We start from the raw sequence: 15,945 nt of genomic DNA on the forward strand, positions 1-15,945 counted from the left end.
CACCTCGGCGAAGCTCTGGAACGGCCGCGCCTTGGTCCCATCCCCGCCCGGCTCGGCACTGACGCTCACGAAGACCCCGCACTCGTCGATGACCGATTCGGCGCTCGTCGTGGGATCTGCGTCACATCGCGGATCGGGACGTCCTCCACCACCATCCGTTCCCGAACTCGCGCCCTGGTCCGCCAGCTCGCTGTCCGGCGGTGGCGAGGCACACGCCCCCGCCTGGCAAAGGGTTCCCAGTCCAACCGCTACGAGAACGCCTCCCGCCCACCACCTGCGCTGAATCGTTCGCATTCGCTTCGCCTCCAGCAACCGAGCTCCAGGAACAGCCGGCGTCGGCCGTGCTGTCGACTACCACGTGCCGGTGACCACGACGCCACCGCTCTTGTCCGCGAGTTGCGGGATCACCTGAACGCGCGCCGCTGCATCCGATGGTGGCGAAGCCGTCCAGTAATAAATGAACGTCGCAGCCCCGATCACCGCGGCGCCGCCGAAGCTGCCCCACGCGGCCTTCGTGTAGTTCCACGCGTCCACACGCAGATCCCGGAGTCTGGCGCACCTGTCAGCGCGCTCCAGCGCGTCGCAGGCGTACTCGCCACCTTCTCTCTCCAGCTCTACGTGCAAGGCGTCCGCGTCGCTCTCCTTGTTCATCGACACGATCCCGAACACCACCCCGACCCCCGCCGCCACACCCGCCAGCGCCATCCCGGTATACAGCACCGGCTTGCTCGGCCCGCTCGTATCCCTGGGCGGCGTGGTCGTTCCTGGCGCGATCGGCCCGTTCCCCATCTGCACCGCCGGCCCCGCCGTCCGCGCCGCGAGCCGCAGGCTCACGGTCGCCGTCTCCCCCGCCTTTGCCGTCACCGCGCGCTTCTCCGGCACATGCCCGTCGAGCCTCGCGGCGATCTCATGCTCTCCCGGATCGAGAAACACCGGCAGCTTGAGCGGCGCCTTCCCCACCGGCGCCCCGTCGACCGTCACCTCGGCCCCCGCCGGTTCGACCTCCACCGTCACCGACGCGACCTTCGCCAGCGCTTCCTTCAGCGACCCCTCGGCGCGCCGCCGCTGCTCCACCTTCGTCGCGGGGGCCTCCTGCAGGTACCACGCGAGATGCTTCGCTGCCTCGCGGTACTTGCCCAGCTTGAGCTCCGCGACACCCAGGTTCGACGCGATCTGGTAGTGCTCCTTGAGCCGCCACGCCGCGAGGAACGACACGTGCGCGTCCCTCCACCGACCCGCGTTGGCCGCCTTCACGCCCTCGTCGAAGAGCTCCCGCACCTTGTCGGTCAACGCATCGTTCTCGCTCTCGGCCGCGGGGGTCCTCGACGTCGGCTGCTGGGCGTGGCTCGGCTCGGCGAGCAAGGCCACCGCCAGGCCAGCCGTGGCCAGCAGAGGGATCTGCTTTCTCATCCTCATCAGAATTCCAGTTCCTCTTCAGGCAACGTTGTCGACGGCTGGCGCGAGGACGGCGCCTTGCTGGTGTTGCCCTTCCTCGGTGGACGCTTCGTCGTCGAGGCACCAGCCGCCTTCGTGCTGCCGCGCCCCGGCTCCGTCGCTTGCTGCTCGTCGTCACCCGGCTCCGGCTGTTGCCTGGGCTCAGGCTGCGCCTCCGGCGCGGCCTGCTGCTTCTCGTCGACCGACGCGCTCGGCGCAGGCGCGGCGCTGGCCGTGGGGGCCGTGCCCACCTCGGCGGTGCTCGCAGGCACGGGCGGCACGGGATCGGGAACAGGCGCCACACCCGGCTTCGCCGGTGCCATCCGCAGCACCAGAACCGCCGCCACCGCCGCCAGACCCATGCAGCCGAGCCCGACGACGGCCCAGACCCACTTCCTCGAAGGCGTCGGCTTCTCGACGATGACCGGGATCTCATCGACCAGCTCGCTCCGCCCCGCAGCCACCTGCGCCGGAAGCATCGGTATGGCCGGCGCCCCTGGCCCCGCCCCGACGGGCACCGCGGACCGCACCGTGCCCCCCAGCAGCTTCTCCGTGTCGATGACCAGCGTCCCCTTCGGCCCGACCTGCTGCGCCGCCGATACCGACGCCGGCCCACCCGCCGCCATCCCCAGCCCCGCCGCCGCGCCGGCCCCCGCCTCCGCACGCCCGCCGCCCACACCGACCCTTCCGGCCGCGTGCGCGTCGTTCCACCCGATCCCCACGCCCCGCTGCGACGGCGGCACCGAGCCTCCCGCCCGCCGCTCGTGCAGCGCGCCCCCCGGCATCGCGCCCGCCGCGCCGTGCGCCGGCGCCCCCAGCGCCGCCCCTCCGGCCTGCTGCGCCGCCGCGAACCGCTCGCGCCACCCCCCGAACTGCGGCTTCTCCTCCTGCTCGCCCTGCGGCCGCGCCCCGAACATCCCCCGCGCGATCTCCGCCTCGTCCTCCGAGACGTCCTCGATCCGGAGCAGCACCCCGTGCCGGTCCTCCATCGTGACGTCGCGCTCCCGCACGAACCGCACCGACACACCACCCGGGATGTCCGCCTCGCGCCCGCTCGTGATCGACGTCCACTTGATGTTCGACCGGTACAGCACCGTCGCGATCCGCGCCGCCGCGTGCGCGATCGCGCCGAACGGCTCGTCGTGCTTGTGCACGATCACCACCCGCTTCGGCGCCACCCCGTCGTCGACAACCCAGTCCCACGTCGCGCCGCTCCGCCTCAGGTACGGAAGATCCCCGTACTCCTCGACGTACCGCTCCAGGACGTGCGCCACCCGCTCCGGCGCGTCCCGCACCGCGCTCACATACTCGCGGTAGAACATGCCAGCCGACGAGTTGACCTCCGTCGCGTTCATCACGTGCCGGTAGAACGTCGCCGACGCCTCCAGCAACGTCGCATACCCGAGGTCCCGATCCACGGCGACGATCCCGTGCGCGAACGGCGGATTCCCGCGGCCGGCGTGGTCGACCGCGCCGCCGATCCGGAATCCGAAGATGAGACCCACCGCCCCATGCCCCGGCTCGTGCTGCGTGTCGTCGCGCGACAGGTTCCCGATCGCGAACGCGTGGGTCGCCCCCGTCGCAGGCTCGATGTACTTCATCAGCCGCGCCAGGTGGCTGAAATGCGTCGTCGTGAGGGGCCCCTGCGGCACCTCAGGGCAGTACATGAAATCGATCTGATGCCCCGGGATGTTCCCGTGCAGCACGTGATACCACGCGGAGTCCGCAGGCGCGCGGTACCGCGGGATCACATAACCCGAGGCGCCCTCGCTACCGTACATTGGGCCTGACCTGCTGCGGGATCTGCGGGGCAGGGATCTGCGGGGCAGGGAGCTGCGCCGTCCGCGCCAGCGCCGGGTTCGGCCCCATGTCCGCCTTCATCCGCTGCAAGAGCTGCGGGTCATACGCGTTCTTCGGGAGGATCCGCTCCACGAAGTGCGAGAACAGATGGTGCGTGCTGTGCCCGTAGCTCGCCGACCCGACAAGCACCCGGATGTCGATGTGGTTCTTGTACCGCTCCAGGCTGTCGATGAGCGGCTTGTAATACCCGCGCGCTTCCTTCTCCACCTCGGCCGGCGTCCCGGACAGAACATCGGACTTGTTGATGAACAGCACGACGGCCTTGCACGACGCAAGCGTCTTCGGGCTGAAGAAGAACTGGAGCGACTGCGGCTGAAACTCCCGGAGCTGCTCCTGGATGCGCGCCGGCTCGAGCTTCTGCCCGTCCTTGCCGGCCAGATCCACGACCATCAAGAGCCCATGGATCTCCTCCATGATGAGCTCCTGCTGCGCGTCCACGATGTGCTCGCCGCCCCAGTCGCCGATCTCGAACACGTGCTCCGTCAAGACCTCTTTTGTGAGCACGTGGCTGACCGTCCGCTCGTAACGCTCGATCTTCGTCCCCTGCAGCGTGCCGAGATCGACCAGCGGATTCGCCCACTTGAGCGTGAGCGACGTCTTGCCGGTCCACTTGATGCCGAGCGTCAGGATCTTGTAGCGCTTCTGCGTGATCTTCGGCCGGCTCTCGAGCTCGGCCTTGTACCAGTCGATCTCCTTCTGCTGGGCGTCGAGCCAGTCGACCTTCTGCCGGTCCTCGCCCCGCGCGACGTCGAGCGCCTGCTGGAGCTGCCCGTACTGCGCCCGCATCTGATCGAGCTGGCTCTTGGCCTGCCGCAGCGCCTCGATGTGCTGGTTCGCGTCCTGGAGCTGCCGCCGGAGCTGCGTCGTCTGCAACAGCAGGAACACGGCGCCAGCACCGCACGCCACCGCAATCAACCCGAGCACGATCGGTAGAACAAGATCCATGGCTCACAATCCTCGCGCCCCACCGGGCGCCTCTCCCGAGCTGTCCTGTCCCGGCGGCCGGAAGAACGGCCAGCGCGGGCCGGCCTGTATCCTGAGATCTCATCAGACCACGGCTCGCCGCAGCGTACAAGTCCGAGGTAATCCTCGGCACGAGCGGTGCCTGCACCGCCCCGCACGGCCCCACACGCGGCCTCCCCTCGCACTCCCCGCATTCCCCGCAGAGCTCGCAGGCTACCAGACCCCGCGTCGGCGTCCTCGCCGCGCGGCCACTCGCCGCCTCTCCGATGCAGGCCGCCTCTCCGGCGCGCGCCGCTACCGGCCTCTCCCGCTCACCGCGCGCCGCCGCCCTTCCGTGTCACCCGCGGCAGCGCCGTCCTCGTCTCCGGCGCGAGGTCCAGCGTGTCCCGCTCCCCGGCCGCGAGCCGCAGCGCGCCCGCATACGCGATCATCGCCCCGTTGTCGGTGCAGCTCGCGAACGGCGGGACGAACAGCGCGAGCCCCCGCCGCGCGCACGCCGCCGCCATCTTCGCCCGCAGCCCCCGGTTCGCCGCGACGCCGCCCGCCAGCACCACCCGCTCGACCCCCTCGGCCCGCGCCGCCCGCACCGTCTTCTGCACGAGCGCGTCGACGACCGCGCCCTGGAACGCCGCGCAGAGGTCGTTCAGCGCCTGCCCCTCCGGCCGCCCCCGCTTCGCCACGTGGCGCGCCACCGCGCTCTTGATGCCCGAGAAGCTGAACTCCAGCGACTCCTTGCGCGCCATCACCGCCGGCACCGCCTCGGCCGCGGCCGCCGCGTCCCCCTCGGCCGCGAGCCGGTCGACGACCGGGCCGCCCGGATACCCGAGGCCGAGCAGCTTCGCCACCTTGTCGAACGCCTCGCCCGCCGCGTCGTCGCGCGTCGCGCCGAGCTCCCGGATCGCGCCGAGCGCAGGCCCGTCCACCCGGTAGATCGCCGTGTGCCCGCCCGAGGCGAGCAGCGCAACGTACGGGAACGCCGGCCGCTCTTCCGACGTGGGCGGCGCTGGCGCGCCGTCGCGCCGCAGGAACACGGCGAGCAGGTGCCCCACGAGGTGATCCACGCCGACGAGCGGCTTGCCCGCCGCCCACGCCAGCCCCTTCGCGGCCTGCAGGCCGACGAGCAGCGCCCCCGCGAGCCCGGGCCGCGACGTCACCGCCACGCCGTCGAGGTCCGCCGCCGAAACGCCCGCGCGCGACAGCGCCTCGCGCACGACCGGGACCACCGCGCGCGCGTGATCGCGCGCCGCGACCTCGGGCACGACGCCCCCGTACGGCGCGTGCAGCGCCACCTGGCTGCGCACGACGTCCGAGAGGACGTCGCCCCCCTCGGTCACCACCGCCGCCGCCGTCTCATCGCACGATGTCTCGATCCCTAGAACCCGCATGTCCCCGTCCGCCGCGTCAGCCTGAAATTGCCGAACACCTGCCGCTGCCCCGCCGCGGGCGCCTCGCCCGAGGGGAGCGGCGCCTCGCCGGGCCGGAGCAGCCGGACCTCGACCGACTCGTCCGTGCGCAGCGACAGGATCGCCAGCAGCGGCTCCGCATCCGGAGCCGCCGCGCTGACAGCGTAGATCGCGTTGCGCTCCCGGCCCTCCCCGAACTCCAGCCGCGACAGCGGATCGTGCGCGAGCGCGGCGATCGGCCGGAGCGGCGCGCCGTCGAGGAGGCGCCGCTCCGGCGCGCCGGCGTCGGGCGCCTCGTAGGTCCACAGCGCGCCCGGCGGCTCGGGGCCGTCGAGCGCGTCCGCGTCGAGCGTCAGCCGCATCTGCACCCGCGGGCTCAGGCCGGCGCGGAACGCGCCGCCCAGCGTGATGGCGCCGCAGTACGACTCGCCCTCGGTCGTCGAGAACCGGCTCACGTCGTCGCAGCCGGCCGCGCCGCCAGCGGCCATCGCGCCGGCGAGCGCGAGCAAGGGCGGCGCGAGCCGCAGCGCTGCGCGCCGCGGCCCGGGCAGGGCGCCGCTGCTCAAGGCGCGGCGCTCCGCATCAGCTCGGCCGCGGTCTGGCGCACGCGCGGCTCGGGGTCGCGCGCCGCGAGCTGCTGGAGCACCGGCGCCGCCGCCGCGCGATCCGCCGAGACGAGGGCGCGCGCCGCCGCCTCGCGCACCAGGGCGTACGCGTCGGAGCGCGCGGCCGCGCCGAGCGTCTCCACGACATGGCTCGGCCGCGCGCCGCCCGCGCCCGTGCCGCCCGCGCCCGGCGCGCCGAGCCGGCCCAGCGCCTCGGCCGCGCGCACGCGCAGCGGCCAGCTCGACGAGCTCCGCAAGAGCTCCGAGACCGCCGCGATCGTCGGCCCGTGCCGGACCGGGCCGAGCGCCGACAGCGCCGCCCGCCGCACGCTCTCCTCCGGATCGCCGAGCGCGTCGACGACCGCCGCCTGCGCCTCCGGCTCGGGCCGCGTCGCGAGCAGCTCCACCGCGCGCGTGCGGACCTCGATCGCCGGGTGCCGCACGAGCGCGACGAACCCGCCGACGACGGCCGCCGCGATCCCCTCCACGGCGGCCTCCACCTGCCTCCTCAGCTCCGGCGCGAGCTCCGCGCGGCCGTCGGTGAACGGCGCGAGCCCGAGCGCCGCGCCGCCGCCGGAGCCGACGCGCTCGCCTCCGGCCCCGCCCGCGCCGCGCGCGTCGCCGCCGGGGACGCCTCGCGCGCCGCGCGACGACAGGATCGCGTCCGCCACGACGAGCGCCCGCTCCGGCGACGTCGCCACCGCGGCGACCGCGGCCTTCTGGAGCGCCGGGCCGAGCGCCACGAGCGCCGCCGCGCGGTCCTCGGGGCCGAACGGATCCGGATCGAGCCCCGCGAGCACGTCCTTCACCGTCAGCGCCCCGTCCGGCACGGGCAGCGGCTCGCGCGCGCGCGGGTACACGCGCCGCGTGAGCGCGACCGCCGCCGACACCGCGGCCGCGCGCAGCCCCTCGTCCGACGAGAACGCGCCGGCCGCGATCGCCTGGGCGGCCCCGCCCGACGCGAGCGCCTCGGCTTCGGCCGGACCGGCGCCGCCCTTCTGCCCGCCGCCGCCCAGCCGCGCGAGCGTGATCAGCGCCGCGCGGCGGAGCTCCGGCTCGTTCGAGTCGGCGAGCGCCATGAACAGCGCGGGCCCCTCGCCGCCGCCGCCCAGCTCGCCGAGCGCCCGCACCGCGGCCGCGCGCGGGATCGAGCCGGCCTCGGGCGCCCTCGCGACGGCGGAGAGCGCCGCCGCGTGCCTCCGGTCGTGCGTCAGCCCGAGGCCGACCGCGGCGATCGCCCGCACCTCCGGCGCCGGCGACGACAGGAGCCGCGCGAGCAGCGCCTCCGCCCTGGCCGCCGGGCGGCCGCCGCCCGCCGCGAGCCGCGCCACGCCCCACGTCGCGGCGACCGCGACGGCGTCGTTCGGGAGCACGCTCGCCGCCGCGTCCCTCGGCGCGAGCATCTGCTCGTAGCGCTCCAGCATCGCCGGGTCGCGCAGCGCGCCGCACGCGATCATCGCGCGGGCGCGCAGGCCCTTGTCCGCCTGCCCGATCGCGAAGTTGTAGAGCGCCGGCCCGGCGCCCTTGTTCTCGACGTACGCCAGCACCTCGATCGCGATCTTCTGCTGCGACTCCTTCTCGTCGGCGAGCGCGTCGAGCAGCGGCTTCACCGCCCGCGCGCCGATCTTCGCGAGCTCCGCGCGCGCGGCCGCGCCCGCCTCGCGGCCCTCGGCGCGGACCTTCTGCATCAGCGGCAACGTCATCGCCCCGTACAGCTCGACGAGCAGCCGCCGGTAGAGCGGCTTCTGCGGGTTGCCGACGGCGACCGGCAAGAGCTCGCGCTCCAGCACCTCGAGCGAGCCCCGGCCGAGGTTCACCTGCATCGACATCCGCGCCGCGCGCGCGACGAGCTCCTCGTCGTTCGACGCCCGCACCACCCGCCGGAAGAGCCGGTCGGCCTCGTCGGCCTGCCCGGCGGTGAGCAGCAGCTCGGCCAGGTCGAAGTACACGGGGAAGAGCCGGTCGTTCTTCGCGAGCGCCTGCCGGTACTCCGCGATGGCGCGCGGGAAGTCCTGCCGCCGCCGGTACATGTCGCCGAGCTTCTGGTGGCCGCTCGCGTCCTCGGGCGACAGCTCGACCGCCCGCGCGGCGTACCGGATCGCGTCGTCGTCGCGGTAGAGCTCCGCGGCGTACTGCGCCATGCGCTGGTAGAACTCGCGGGCGCGCTTCGGGTTCACCTCGACGAGCTTGCCCAGCACGTCGATGGCGCCGAGCAGGTTCTGCTGCAGCACGAGCACGCGCTCCAGCGCGAGCAGCGCGTCCTCGTCGCCCGGCGCCGCCTGGACGAGCTTGCGCAGCGTGGCCTCGGCGTCGGGCAGCCGGTGCAGCTTGCGCTGGACCTCCGCGAGCAGCCGCCCCGCCTCCAGATCGGGCGGGCTCGCGTTGAACCGCGCGCCGAGCGGCGCGACGCGGCTCGGCAGCTCGTGCGTGAGCGCCCACAGGCTGACGATGTGCGTCCGCGCCTCGCGGGCGAGCAGCTTGTCGTTGCCCGCGCCGGCGAGGAGCTGCTCCCAGAGCGCGCGCGCCTCGGCGTAGCGCGGCCCCGCGTTGCCGAGCGAGCTCGCGGTGCGCTCCAGCGCGATCGCCAGCGCCTTCTTGTAGCGGTTGTTCGCGGGCTCGAGCTGCGCGGCCTCCCGGAGCGCGGCGAGCGCCTCGGGCACCATGTCGTGGTCGAGGTACACCTCGCCGAGCGTTGCCGCGGCGCGTGCCCGGCTCGGCACGACCTGCTTGATGCGCGCCCAGGTCTCCAGCGCCTTCTTCTTGTCGCCCGCCTGGAAGTACCTGTCGCCCAGGTCGACGAGGTGGCTCGGGTCGCCGCCCCCGGTCGCCGCGAGCCGCTGGAGCACGCGCAGGGCCCGGTCCTTCTCCTCGACGCGCTCGTAGAAGTCGGCGACGGCGGCGAGCGTCTCGGGCTCGTTCGCGACGCGGCCCTCGAGCTGGGTGAGCAGGGCGAGCGCCTTGGGCCGGTCGCCCCGCTGGATGAGCGTCTCGCACAGCTCGAACACGAAGTCCGCGTTGCTCGGGGCCGCCTTGATCAGGAGCTCGTACTCGCGGATCGCCGTGTCGAGCTCGCCGGCGGTCTGGAGCAGGTGCACGAGCCGGAGCCGCGTGTCGATGTGCTTCCCGTCGAGCGCGAGCGCCTTTCTGTAGATCGCGATCGCCTTCTCGACGTCGCCGGTCTCCTCGTACAGCGCGCCGAGGGTCGCGAGCCGCTGGAAGTCCTGCCCCCGCTCGGCCTCGAGGATCGCGATGAGCTCCGCGAGCTTCCCCTCGGCGCGGAACGCGTCGGTCATGATGAGCAGGATCTCGGCCCGCACGCCCGCGGCGCCGCCGGCGACGGCGAGCGCCCGCTTCAGCACGGCCATGGCCTCGTCCATCTTCTTCTGCCTGGCGAGCGACTGCCCGAGGTCGCGGAGCGCCGGCGCGAGCGCGCGGTTGTCGCCGGCCGCGGACCTCACGAGCTCGCGGAACTCGGCCTCGGCGCGCGCGTGGTGCCCGCGCGCGGCGAGCTCGCGCCCGAGCTCCGCCTTCACGAAGAGCGAGCCCTGCGCGTTCTTCACGAGCGCGTCGTGCTGCGCCTTGGCCCCCTGGAAGTCCGAGAGGTCGAGGCAGAGCGCGAGCAGCGTGCGCCGGGTCTGCTCGACGTCCGCGGGGACCTTGAGCAGCGGCAGCGCCTTCTCGTAGTGCGCGCGGGCGCGGGCCTTGTCGCCGCGGTCGGCCTCGAGCTGGGCGAGCGCCATGATGGCCGCCGGGTCCTGGGGCCTGTCGGCGATGGCGGCCTCGTACGTCTTGATGGCGTCGTCGTGGCGCCCGTCCTGCTTGTAGATGCCGGCGAGCACGACCTTCGAGGCCCAGGCGTCGGCGCCGGGCTGCGCCGCGCGGCGCTCGAACTCCTCGACGAGCTTCTTCAGGTTCCCGTCGCGCTCGCGGTAGAGCTGGGCGAGGCGCTGGAGCGGGAACGGCGCGCTCGGCTGGCTCATGACGATGGCCGTGTAGCGGGCGATCAGCGCGTCGTTCGACGGGCCGTTCCGCTTGCCGTCGCCGGCCTCGGCCGCGTCGGGCTTGGCCTGCGGCTCGGCGGCGGGCTGGGGCCGCGGTCCGGGCTGGGGCCGCGGTCCTGGCTGCGGCCTGGCGGCGGGGCCCGGCTTGCCCCCGCCGGGCTTGGGGGCCTTGGGCCGCGGCCGCTTGTTGCGGCCGGATGGATCGAAATCCGCGGCCTCGGCGTGCGGGAGCGCGAGCGTCGCGGCCGCGGGGATCAGGACCGCGAGGCAGCCGGCCAGAACGTGGGAACGCACCGGGGTAGGGTAGATCGACGGTGCGCGGCGGGCCACGCGGAGCGGGGGCGGGGGCTCGGCCGATGGCGCGATCGGGGCGGCGCGGCCGCCGGGCGGGTGAGCTCGGCAGGCGCCATCCGCCGTCCCGGCCGGGCCAATCCCCGATCCCTTCTTGCCCGCGATCCCGCTTTGGAAGGACCGTGAACATACTCTATCGCCGCGTATTTCCTCCGACAGACGTTCGACAGAACCAGTCGAGGTTGCCCCGCTCACAACAACATTTGCTGTCTGGAAAGCTCCGGGTTCTGGCTATCCTGGGCCACTCCGATGGGCTCGTCGGACGCACTGCACAGGCGAGCGACGCGGCGCCCGGGGCCGGCGCAGGGGGGCTGCTGATGCTTGCAGGGGACGTCGTCGGCAACCGCTTCGAGATCGAGGGGCACGCCAGCGCCGGCGGCATGGCGCAGATCTTCCGCGCGCGCGACCGGCTCAGCGGGGAGCTCGTCGCGCTGAAGGTCCTCGAGCGCAGGGGCCCCCAGGAGACGCACCGCTTCTTCCGGGAGGCCCAGGCGCTCGCCGCGCTCCGTCACCCCGGGGTCGTCGGGTACGTCGCCCACGGCACGACCGAGGGCGGCGACCCCTACCTCGCCATGCAGTGGCTCGCCGGCGAGACCCTCGCCGAGCGCCTCCTCCGCGAGCCGCTCACCGTGCCCGAGAGCCTCGCGCTCGGCGTGCGCGTCGCGTCCACCCTCGGCGCCCTCCACCGGCTCGGCATCGTCCACCGCGACCTCAAGCCGAGCAACCTCCTGCTCGTCGGCGGCTCCGTCGAGGAGGTCACCCTCCTCGACTTCGGCGTCGCGCACGTCGCCGGGGCCGGGCAGGAGCTCACCATGCCCGGCGTCATGCTCGGCACCCCCGGCTACATGGCCCCCGAGCAGGCGCGCGGCGAGGTCGCCATCGACGCCCGCGCCGACGTCTTCGCCCTCGGCTGCGTCCTCTACCGCTGCCTCACCGGCCGGCCCCCGTTCGTCGGCAGCGACAGCCTCTCCGTGCTCGTGAAGGTCCTCCTCGAGGAGCCCCCGCGGCTCCGGGAGCTCCGCGGCGAGATCCCAGCCGCCGTCGACGACCTCATCTTCCGCATGCTCGCCAAGGCCCCGCGCGACCGCCCCCGCGACGGCGCGGCCGTGGCCGCCGAGCTCTCGTCCCTCGGCGATCTCGCGCCCGGCTCGCGGCGCGTGCCGCTGCCCCTCGGCGGCCCGACCCCCGAGCTCACGACCGGCGAGCGCCGGATGATCTGCCTCCTCGTCGCCCGTGACGGCGCGCTGGACAGCGACGCGACCCGGTCCGAGGGCGAGGACGCGCTCCGGGTGCGCGCGCTCAGCGCCCTGGCCGAGCGCCACCAGGGCCGCCTCGAGATCATCGAGTCGCGCTCGCCCGTCGTCGTCCTGTCCGGCGCCGTCGCGCCGACCGACCTCGCCGCCCGCGGCGCGCGCTGCGCGCTGGCCATGCAGGTGCTGCTCGGCGGCGCGCCCGTCGCGCTGGTCTCGGGGCGCACCGAGATCTCCGCCCGCTCGCCCATCGGCAAGCTCATCGACCAGGCCGCCGCGCTCCTCGCCGGCGACGCGGCGCGGCCCGGCGTCGTCCGCATCGACGAGGTCACGGCCGGCCTGCTCGGCGCGCGGTTCGACGTCGGCGCGGACCCGGCCGGCCACCTGCTGCGCGGCGAGCGCGACGACCTCGAGGCCGTGCCGCGCCTGCTCGGCAGGCCCGTGCCGTGCGTCGGCCGCGACCGCGAGCTGTCGCTCCTCGAGGCGACGTTCGTCCAGTGCATCGAGGAGCAGACGCCGTCCGCGGTGCTCGTCACGGCGCCCGCCGGCATGGGCAAGTCGCGCCTGCGGAACGAGCTGCTCCGGCGCCTTCGCGCGCGCGGCGAGCCGATGGAGGTCTGGATCGCGCGGGGCGACCCGATGAGCGCCGGCGCCGCCTTCGGCCTGCTGGCGCAGGTGCTCCGGCGCGCGCTCGGCGTCGCCGACGGCGCGCCCGCCGCGGCGGTGCAGCGCAGGATCCGCGAGCGCCTCGCCCGTCACGGCGAGGACGGCGAGCGCATGGCGCCCTTCCTCGGCGAGATCGTCGGGGCGCCGTTCCCGGACGAGGCCAGCGAGGCGCTCCGGGCCGCGCGCCGGAGCTCCATGCTCATGGGCGACCAGCTCCACCTCGTCTGGGAGGAGTTCCTGCGCGCCGAGTGCGCCGCGCAGCCGGTGCTGCTCGTCCTCGAGGACCTGCACTGGGGCGACCTGCCCACGGTCGCCATGATCAACAGCGCCCTCCGCAACCTGCGCGACGCGCCGTTCATGGTGCTGGCGCTCGGCCGGCCCGAGGTGCGCGAGATGTTCCCCAAGCTGTGGGCCGGCCGCGGCGTGCAGGAGGTCGAGCTCACGGGGCTCTCGCGCCGCGCGAGCGAGCGGCTCGTGCGCCAGGCGCTCGGCAGCGCCGTCCCCGATGAGGTCGTCGCCACGCTGGTCGAGCGCGCCGACGGCAACGCCTTCTTCCTGGAGGAGCAGATCCGCGCCGTCGCCGTGGGCCGGGGCTCCGCGCTGCCGGAGACGGTGCTCGCGATGGTGCAGGCGCGGCTCGAGGCGCTCGACCCCGACGCGCGGCGCGTCCTCCGCGCGGCGAGCGTCTTCGGCCAGAGCTTCCGCCCGCGCGGCGTCGCCGCGCTGCTCGGCGGCGCGGACGCCGAGGTGGCCGATCGGCTGGCCGAGCTCGTCGAGCGCGAGGTCATCGTCCCGAGGCGCCAGCCCGGCCGGGGCGGCGCGCGCGGCGCCGGCCTCTTCGCGCCGTCGCCGGCGCGCGCGGCCGGCGACGGCGCGGCCCCCGAGGCGCCGCCGTCGTGCGCTGGCGCGGCGATCGAGCAGGCCCCGCCGAGCGAGGCGGGCGCCGACGAGTCCGAGCACAGCTTCCGGCACGGGCTCGTGCGGGAGGCGGCGTACGGGGCGCTCACCGACTACGACCGGCAGCTCGGCCACCGGCTGGCGGGCGAGTGGCTCGAAGGGGAGGGGAAGGGCGACGCGGCGGAGCTCGCGGAGCACTTCGAGCGCGGCGCCGAGCCGGGGCGGGCGGCGGCGTGGTACAGGCGCGCGGCGGAGCAGGCCCTGCGCGGCAACGACCTCCTCGCCGCGATCGGCCACGCCGGGCGCGGCCTCGCGTGCGGCGCCGCCGGCGCCGAGGCGGGCGGCCTGCTCCTCGTCGAGGCCGAGGCCCGCGTCTGGCGCGGCGATTTCGCGGCTGCCGAGCAGCGCGCGCTCGAGGCGGCCGCGCTGTTCGAGCCCGGCTCTCCGTCCTGGTACGCCGCGATCACCCAGGTGATCACGGCCGCCGGCAAGCAAGGGGCCCTCGACCGCGTCGAGTCCTGGGTGACGACCGCGCGCGGCGCGTCGCCCCGGGGCGGCGCGCTGACCGGGAGGGACATCTGCCTCGTCGAGGGGGCCCACTGGCTCGTCTTCGGCGGCCGCTACGCCGCGGCGGACGGCATCATCGCGGCGCTCGAGCGCAGCGAGGCGGAGGGTCGGCCGCTCGACGTCGAGGTGCTCGCCCGGCTTTGCGAGGCGCGCGCCATCCGCGCGATGACCTCCGGCGATCCCGGCGCCTGCCTCGAGGGCATCGAGGCGGCGCTCGCGGTGTTCGAGCGGAGCGGCGACCGGCGCAACGCCTGCTCGCTGCGGGTGAACCTGGGCGCCATCACCATGGAGCTCGGCGACAACGAGGGGGCCGAGGCCGCCCTCCGCTCGGCGCTGCGCGCGGCGGAGCAGATGGAGCTCACCGACCTCGCCGCGTACGCCCGCAGCAACCTGGGCAACGTGATGATCGCCCGCGGCGATCTCGACGAGGCGCGGCGGGTCGAGGCCGAGGCGATCGCGACGTTCCAGCGGCTTGGCGATCCGAGGGCCGAGGGGGTCGCCCGCGCCTACCTGGCCAGGGCGGCGCTGCTCGGCGGGGATCTCGCCGCCGCCGAGGCCGAGGCCTGCGCCGCGGCGGAGCTCCTGCAGAGCGCGCCGCCGCTGCGCGCCGCGGCGTGGGCGCTCTCCGCGCGCGTGCTGCTCCGGAAGGGCCGCACCGACGAGGCGCTCGCGCTCTCCGGCGAGGCGCTCTCCCTCGTGGAGTCGCTCGGCGCCGTCGAGGAGGGCGAGTCGCTGATCCGGCTCGTCCGGGCCGAGGCCCTCTTCGCGAGCGGCCGGCAGGCCGAGGCGCTCGCCGCGATCGACAAGGCGCGGCGCAGCGTGCTCGCGCGCGCCGACCAGATCTCGAATCCTCGTTACCGGGATCACTTCCTCTCCTCGCTCGACAACGGCGAGACGCTCGCGCTGGCAGCGAGGTGGCTCGGCGATAGCGCATCACCGTGACACGGTGATTCACCGTACGTAGGATTCCCTGCCTGCGGCTCTCCCTGAGTCCGCGCGCGCCCCACGCGCTCGCCTGTCCGACCGTTCTTGCGCCGTCCTCACGACGTCATCGCAGATACGGAATTTTTCAGATACTGCCTGAAAGGCATTGAGGGAACTCCTGATGCGTGTTTCATTCGTGTTGAGGGGGCTATGCGAAATCGTATCGGACTGGCCATCTCGATCCTGGGCCTGCTCAGCGTCTGTTTGCCGGCCTGTGTCGGCGACGCCGAGCCTCTGGAGGAGCACGTCGACGCGGCGGCGCGAGAGCTGTTCACGCGGAACGCGTTCACGCATGATGCGCTGACGGCCAACGCGCTCACGACAGACCGGCTCGCGACCGAGGCGTTCACGGGCGGCCCGCTGACGAACGAGGGAATCGCGCGCAGCAGCGATGTCATGAGCGCCCTGCGCGATCCCCTGGCGCGCGAGTTCTTGACCTACGTGGCGGGCTGCGCGCTCCCGGCGGGTCAGTCCGTGCAGGTGTCGCTCGACGGCGAGACCCACGTGTTCGACGGGGACATCGGCCTCGCGCCCGAGTGGGGCCGCGCGCATGGGCACTGCAACGCCCACTGCCAGGGATGGGTGTCGGCCTGCATGCTGGCCAGGGTCAACTACCTCGGGGAGAGCCTCCCCATCTCGATGCGCGGCAAGAACAAGGCCCTGGACGCGGATACCGCGGAGCAGGAGAGCTTCCCTCACCGGGAGGGGGCTTATTTCGGCGATCTCTTCGCCCCGGAGCCGCTCCGGTTCGCGTGCAGGTCGCCCGGGTCGACGCTCATCAGCCGCGTTTGCGGGGGCACGGGCGTCGAAGCGTCGGGCTGTATCATCGACGTCCTCGGTGACTGCGATGACCTCTGCGGCAAGCCGACGTCGGACGGCATCTTTCCCAACTGCCGCGGCGGTGGCCGTACGATTCCGACGACGGTGACGATCTTCCGCCAGTGATCTCCCGCCCGTAGCTGCG

Annotated in this window: 8 protein-coding genes; 2 read left to right on the forward strand and 6 right to left on the reverse strand. The window is 74.3% G+C overall.

Translation table 11 applies throughout. The annotated features are described in order from the left end of the window. Nucleotides 1–351: 351 nt before the first annotated feature. The 6 genes from WMF24_RS08435 to WMF24_RS08460 form a co-directional block, all read right to left on the reverse strand. Nucleotides 352–1,416, reverse strand: coding sequence for a PEGA domain-containing protein (locus WMF24_RS08435; RefSeq protein WP_437735857.1), 1,065 nt, complete (start codon nt 1,414–1,416; stop codon nt 352–354). Next, nucleotides 1,416–3,215, reverse strand: coding sequence for a hypothetical protein (locus WMF24_RS08440; protein WP_437735858.1), 1,800 nt, complete (start codon nt 3,213–3,215; stop codon nt 1,416–1,418). Before WMF24_RS08440 ends, WMF24_RS08435 begins: the two co-directional genes overlap by 1 nt. Beyond that, complete coding sequence (locus WMF24_RS08445; RefSeq protein ID WP_437735859.1) at nt 3,205–4,239, reverse strand: hypothetical protein; 1,035 nt, start codon at nt 4,237–4,239, stop codon at nt 3,205–3,207. Before WMF24_RS08445 ends, WMF24_RS08440 begins: the two co-directional genes overlap by 11 nt. Before the next feature lie 329 nt (nt 4,240–4,568). After that, complete coding sequence (tsaD, locus tag WMF24_RS08450) at nt 4,569–5,642, reverse strand: tRNA (adenosine(37)-N6)-threonylcarbamoyltransferase complex transferase subunit TsaD (RefSeq protein ID WP_437735860.1); 1,074 nt, start codon at nt 5,640–5,642, stop codon at nt 4,569–4,571. Next, nucleotides 5,630–6,226: a hypothetical protein gene (locus tag WMF24_RS08455; RefSeq protein WP_437735861.1), complete on the reverse strand. Its 597-nt coding sequence runs from the start codon at nt 6,224–6,226 to the stop codon at nt 5,630–5,632. The genes tsaD and WMF24_RS08455 overlap by 13 nt, the downstream gene beginning before the upstream one ends. Continuing rightward, the gene (locus tag WMF24_RS08460; protein WP_437735862.1) at nt 6,223–10,560 is read right to left on the reverse strand and encodes a tetratricopeptide repeat protein; all 4,338 of its coding nucleotides are present in this window, start codon (nt 10,558–10,560) and stop codon (nt 6,223–6,225) included. Before WMF24_RS08460 ends, WMF24_RS08455 begins: the two co-directional genes overlap by 4 nt. Before the next feature lie 374 nt (nt 10,561–10,934). Here WMF24_RS08460 and WMF24_RS08465 point away from each other — a divergent pair, with 374 nt between their 5' ends. Beyond that, nucleotides 10,935–14,939: a protein kinase domain-containing protein gene (locus WMF24_RS08465; RefSeq protein ID WP_437735863.1), complete on the forward strand. Its 4,005-nt coding sequence runs from the start codon at nt 10,935–10,937 to the stop codon at nt 14,937–14,939. A gap of 192 nt (nt 14,940–15,131) precedes the next feature. Next, complete coding sequence (locus WMF24_RS08470) at nt 15,132–15,926, forward strand: hypothetical protein (RefSeq protein ID WP_437735864.1); 795 nt, start codon at nt 15,132–15,134, stop codon at nt 15,924–15,926. The last annotated feature ends 19 nt before the right edge of the window (nt 15,927–15,945 follow it).

This window comes from Sorangium sp. So ce1335, from assembly GCF_051521615.1.
In the GTDB taxonomy this organism is placed as follows: Bacteria; Myxococcota_A; Polyangia; order Polyangiales; family Polyangiaceae; genus Sorangium.

Excerpts from the sequence above, each read along its gene's own strand:
- WMF24_RS08435 (WP_437735857.1), bottom strand. The coding sequence starts at position 1,416 with ATGAGGATGAGAAAGCAGATCCCTCTGCTGGCCACGGCTGGCCTGGCG.
- WMF24_RS08440 (WP_437735858.1), bottom strand. The coding sequence starts at position 3,215 with ATGTACGGTAGCGAGGGCGCCTCGGGTTATGTGATCCCGCGGTACCGC.
- WMF24_RS08445 (WP_437735859.1), bottom strand. The coding sequence starts at position 4,239 with ATGGATCTTGTTCTACCGATCGTGCTCGGGTTGATTGCGGTGGCGTGC.
- tsaD (WP_437735860.1), bottom strand. The coding sequence starts at position 5,642 with ATGCGGGTTCTAGGGATCGAGACATCGTGCGATGAGACGGCGGCGGCG.
- WMF24_RS08465 (WP_437735863.1), top strand. The coding sequence starts at position 10,935 with ATGCTTGCAGGGGACGTCGTCGGCAACCGCTTCGAGATCGAGGGGCAC.
- WMF24_RS08470 (WP_437735864.1), top strand. The coding sequence starts at position 15,132 with ATGCGAAATCGTATCGGACTGGCCATCTCGATCCTGGGCCTGCTCAGC.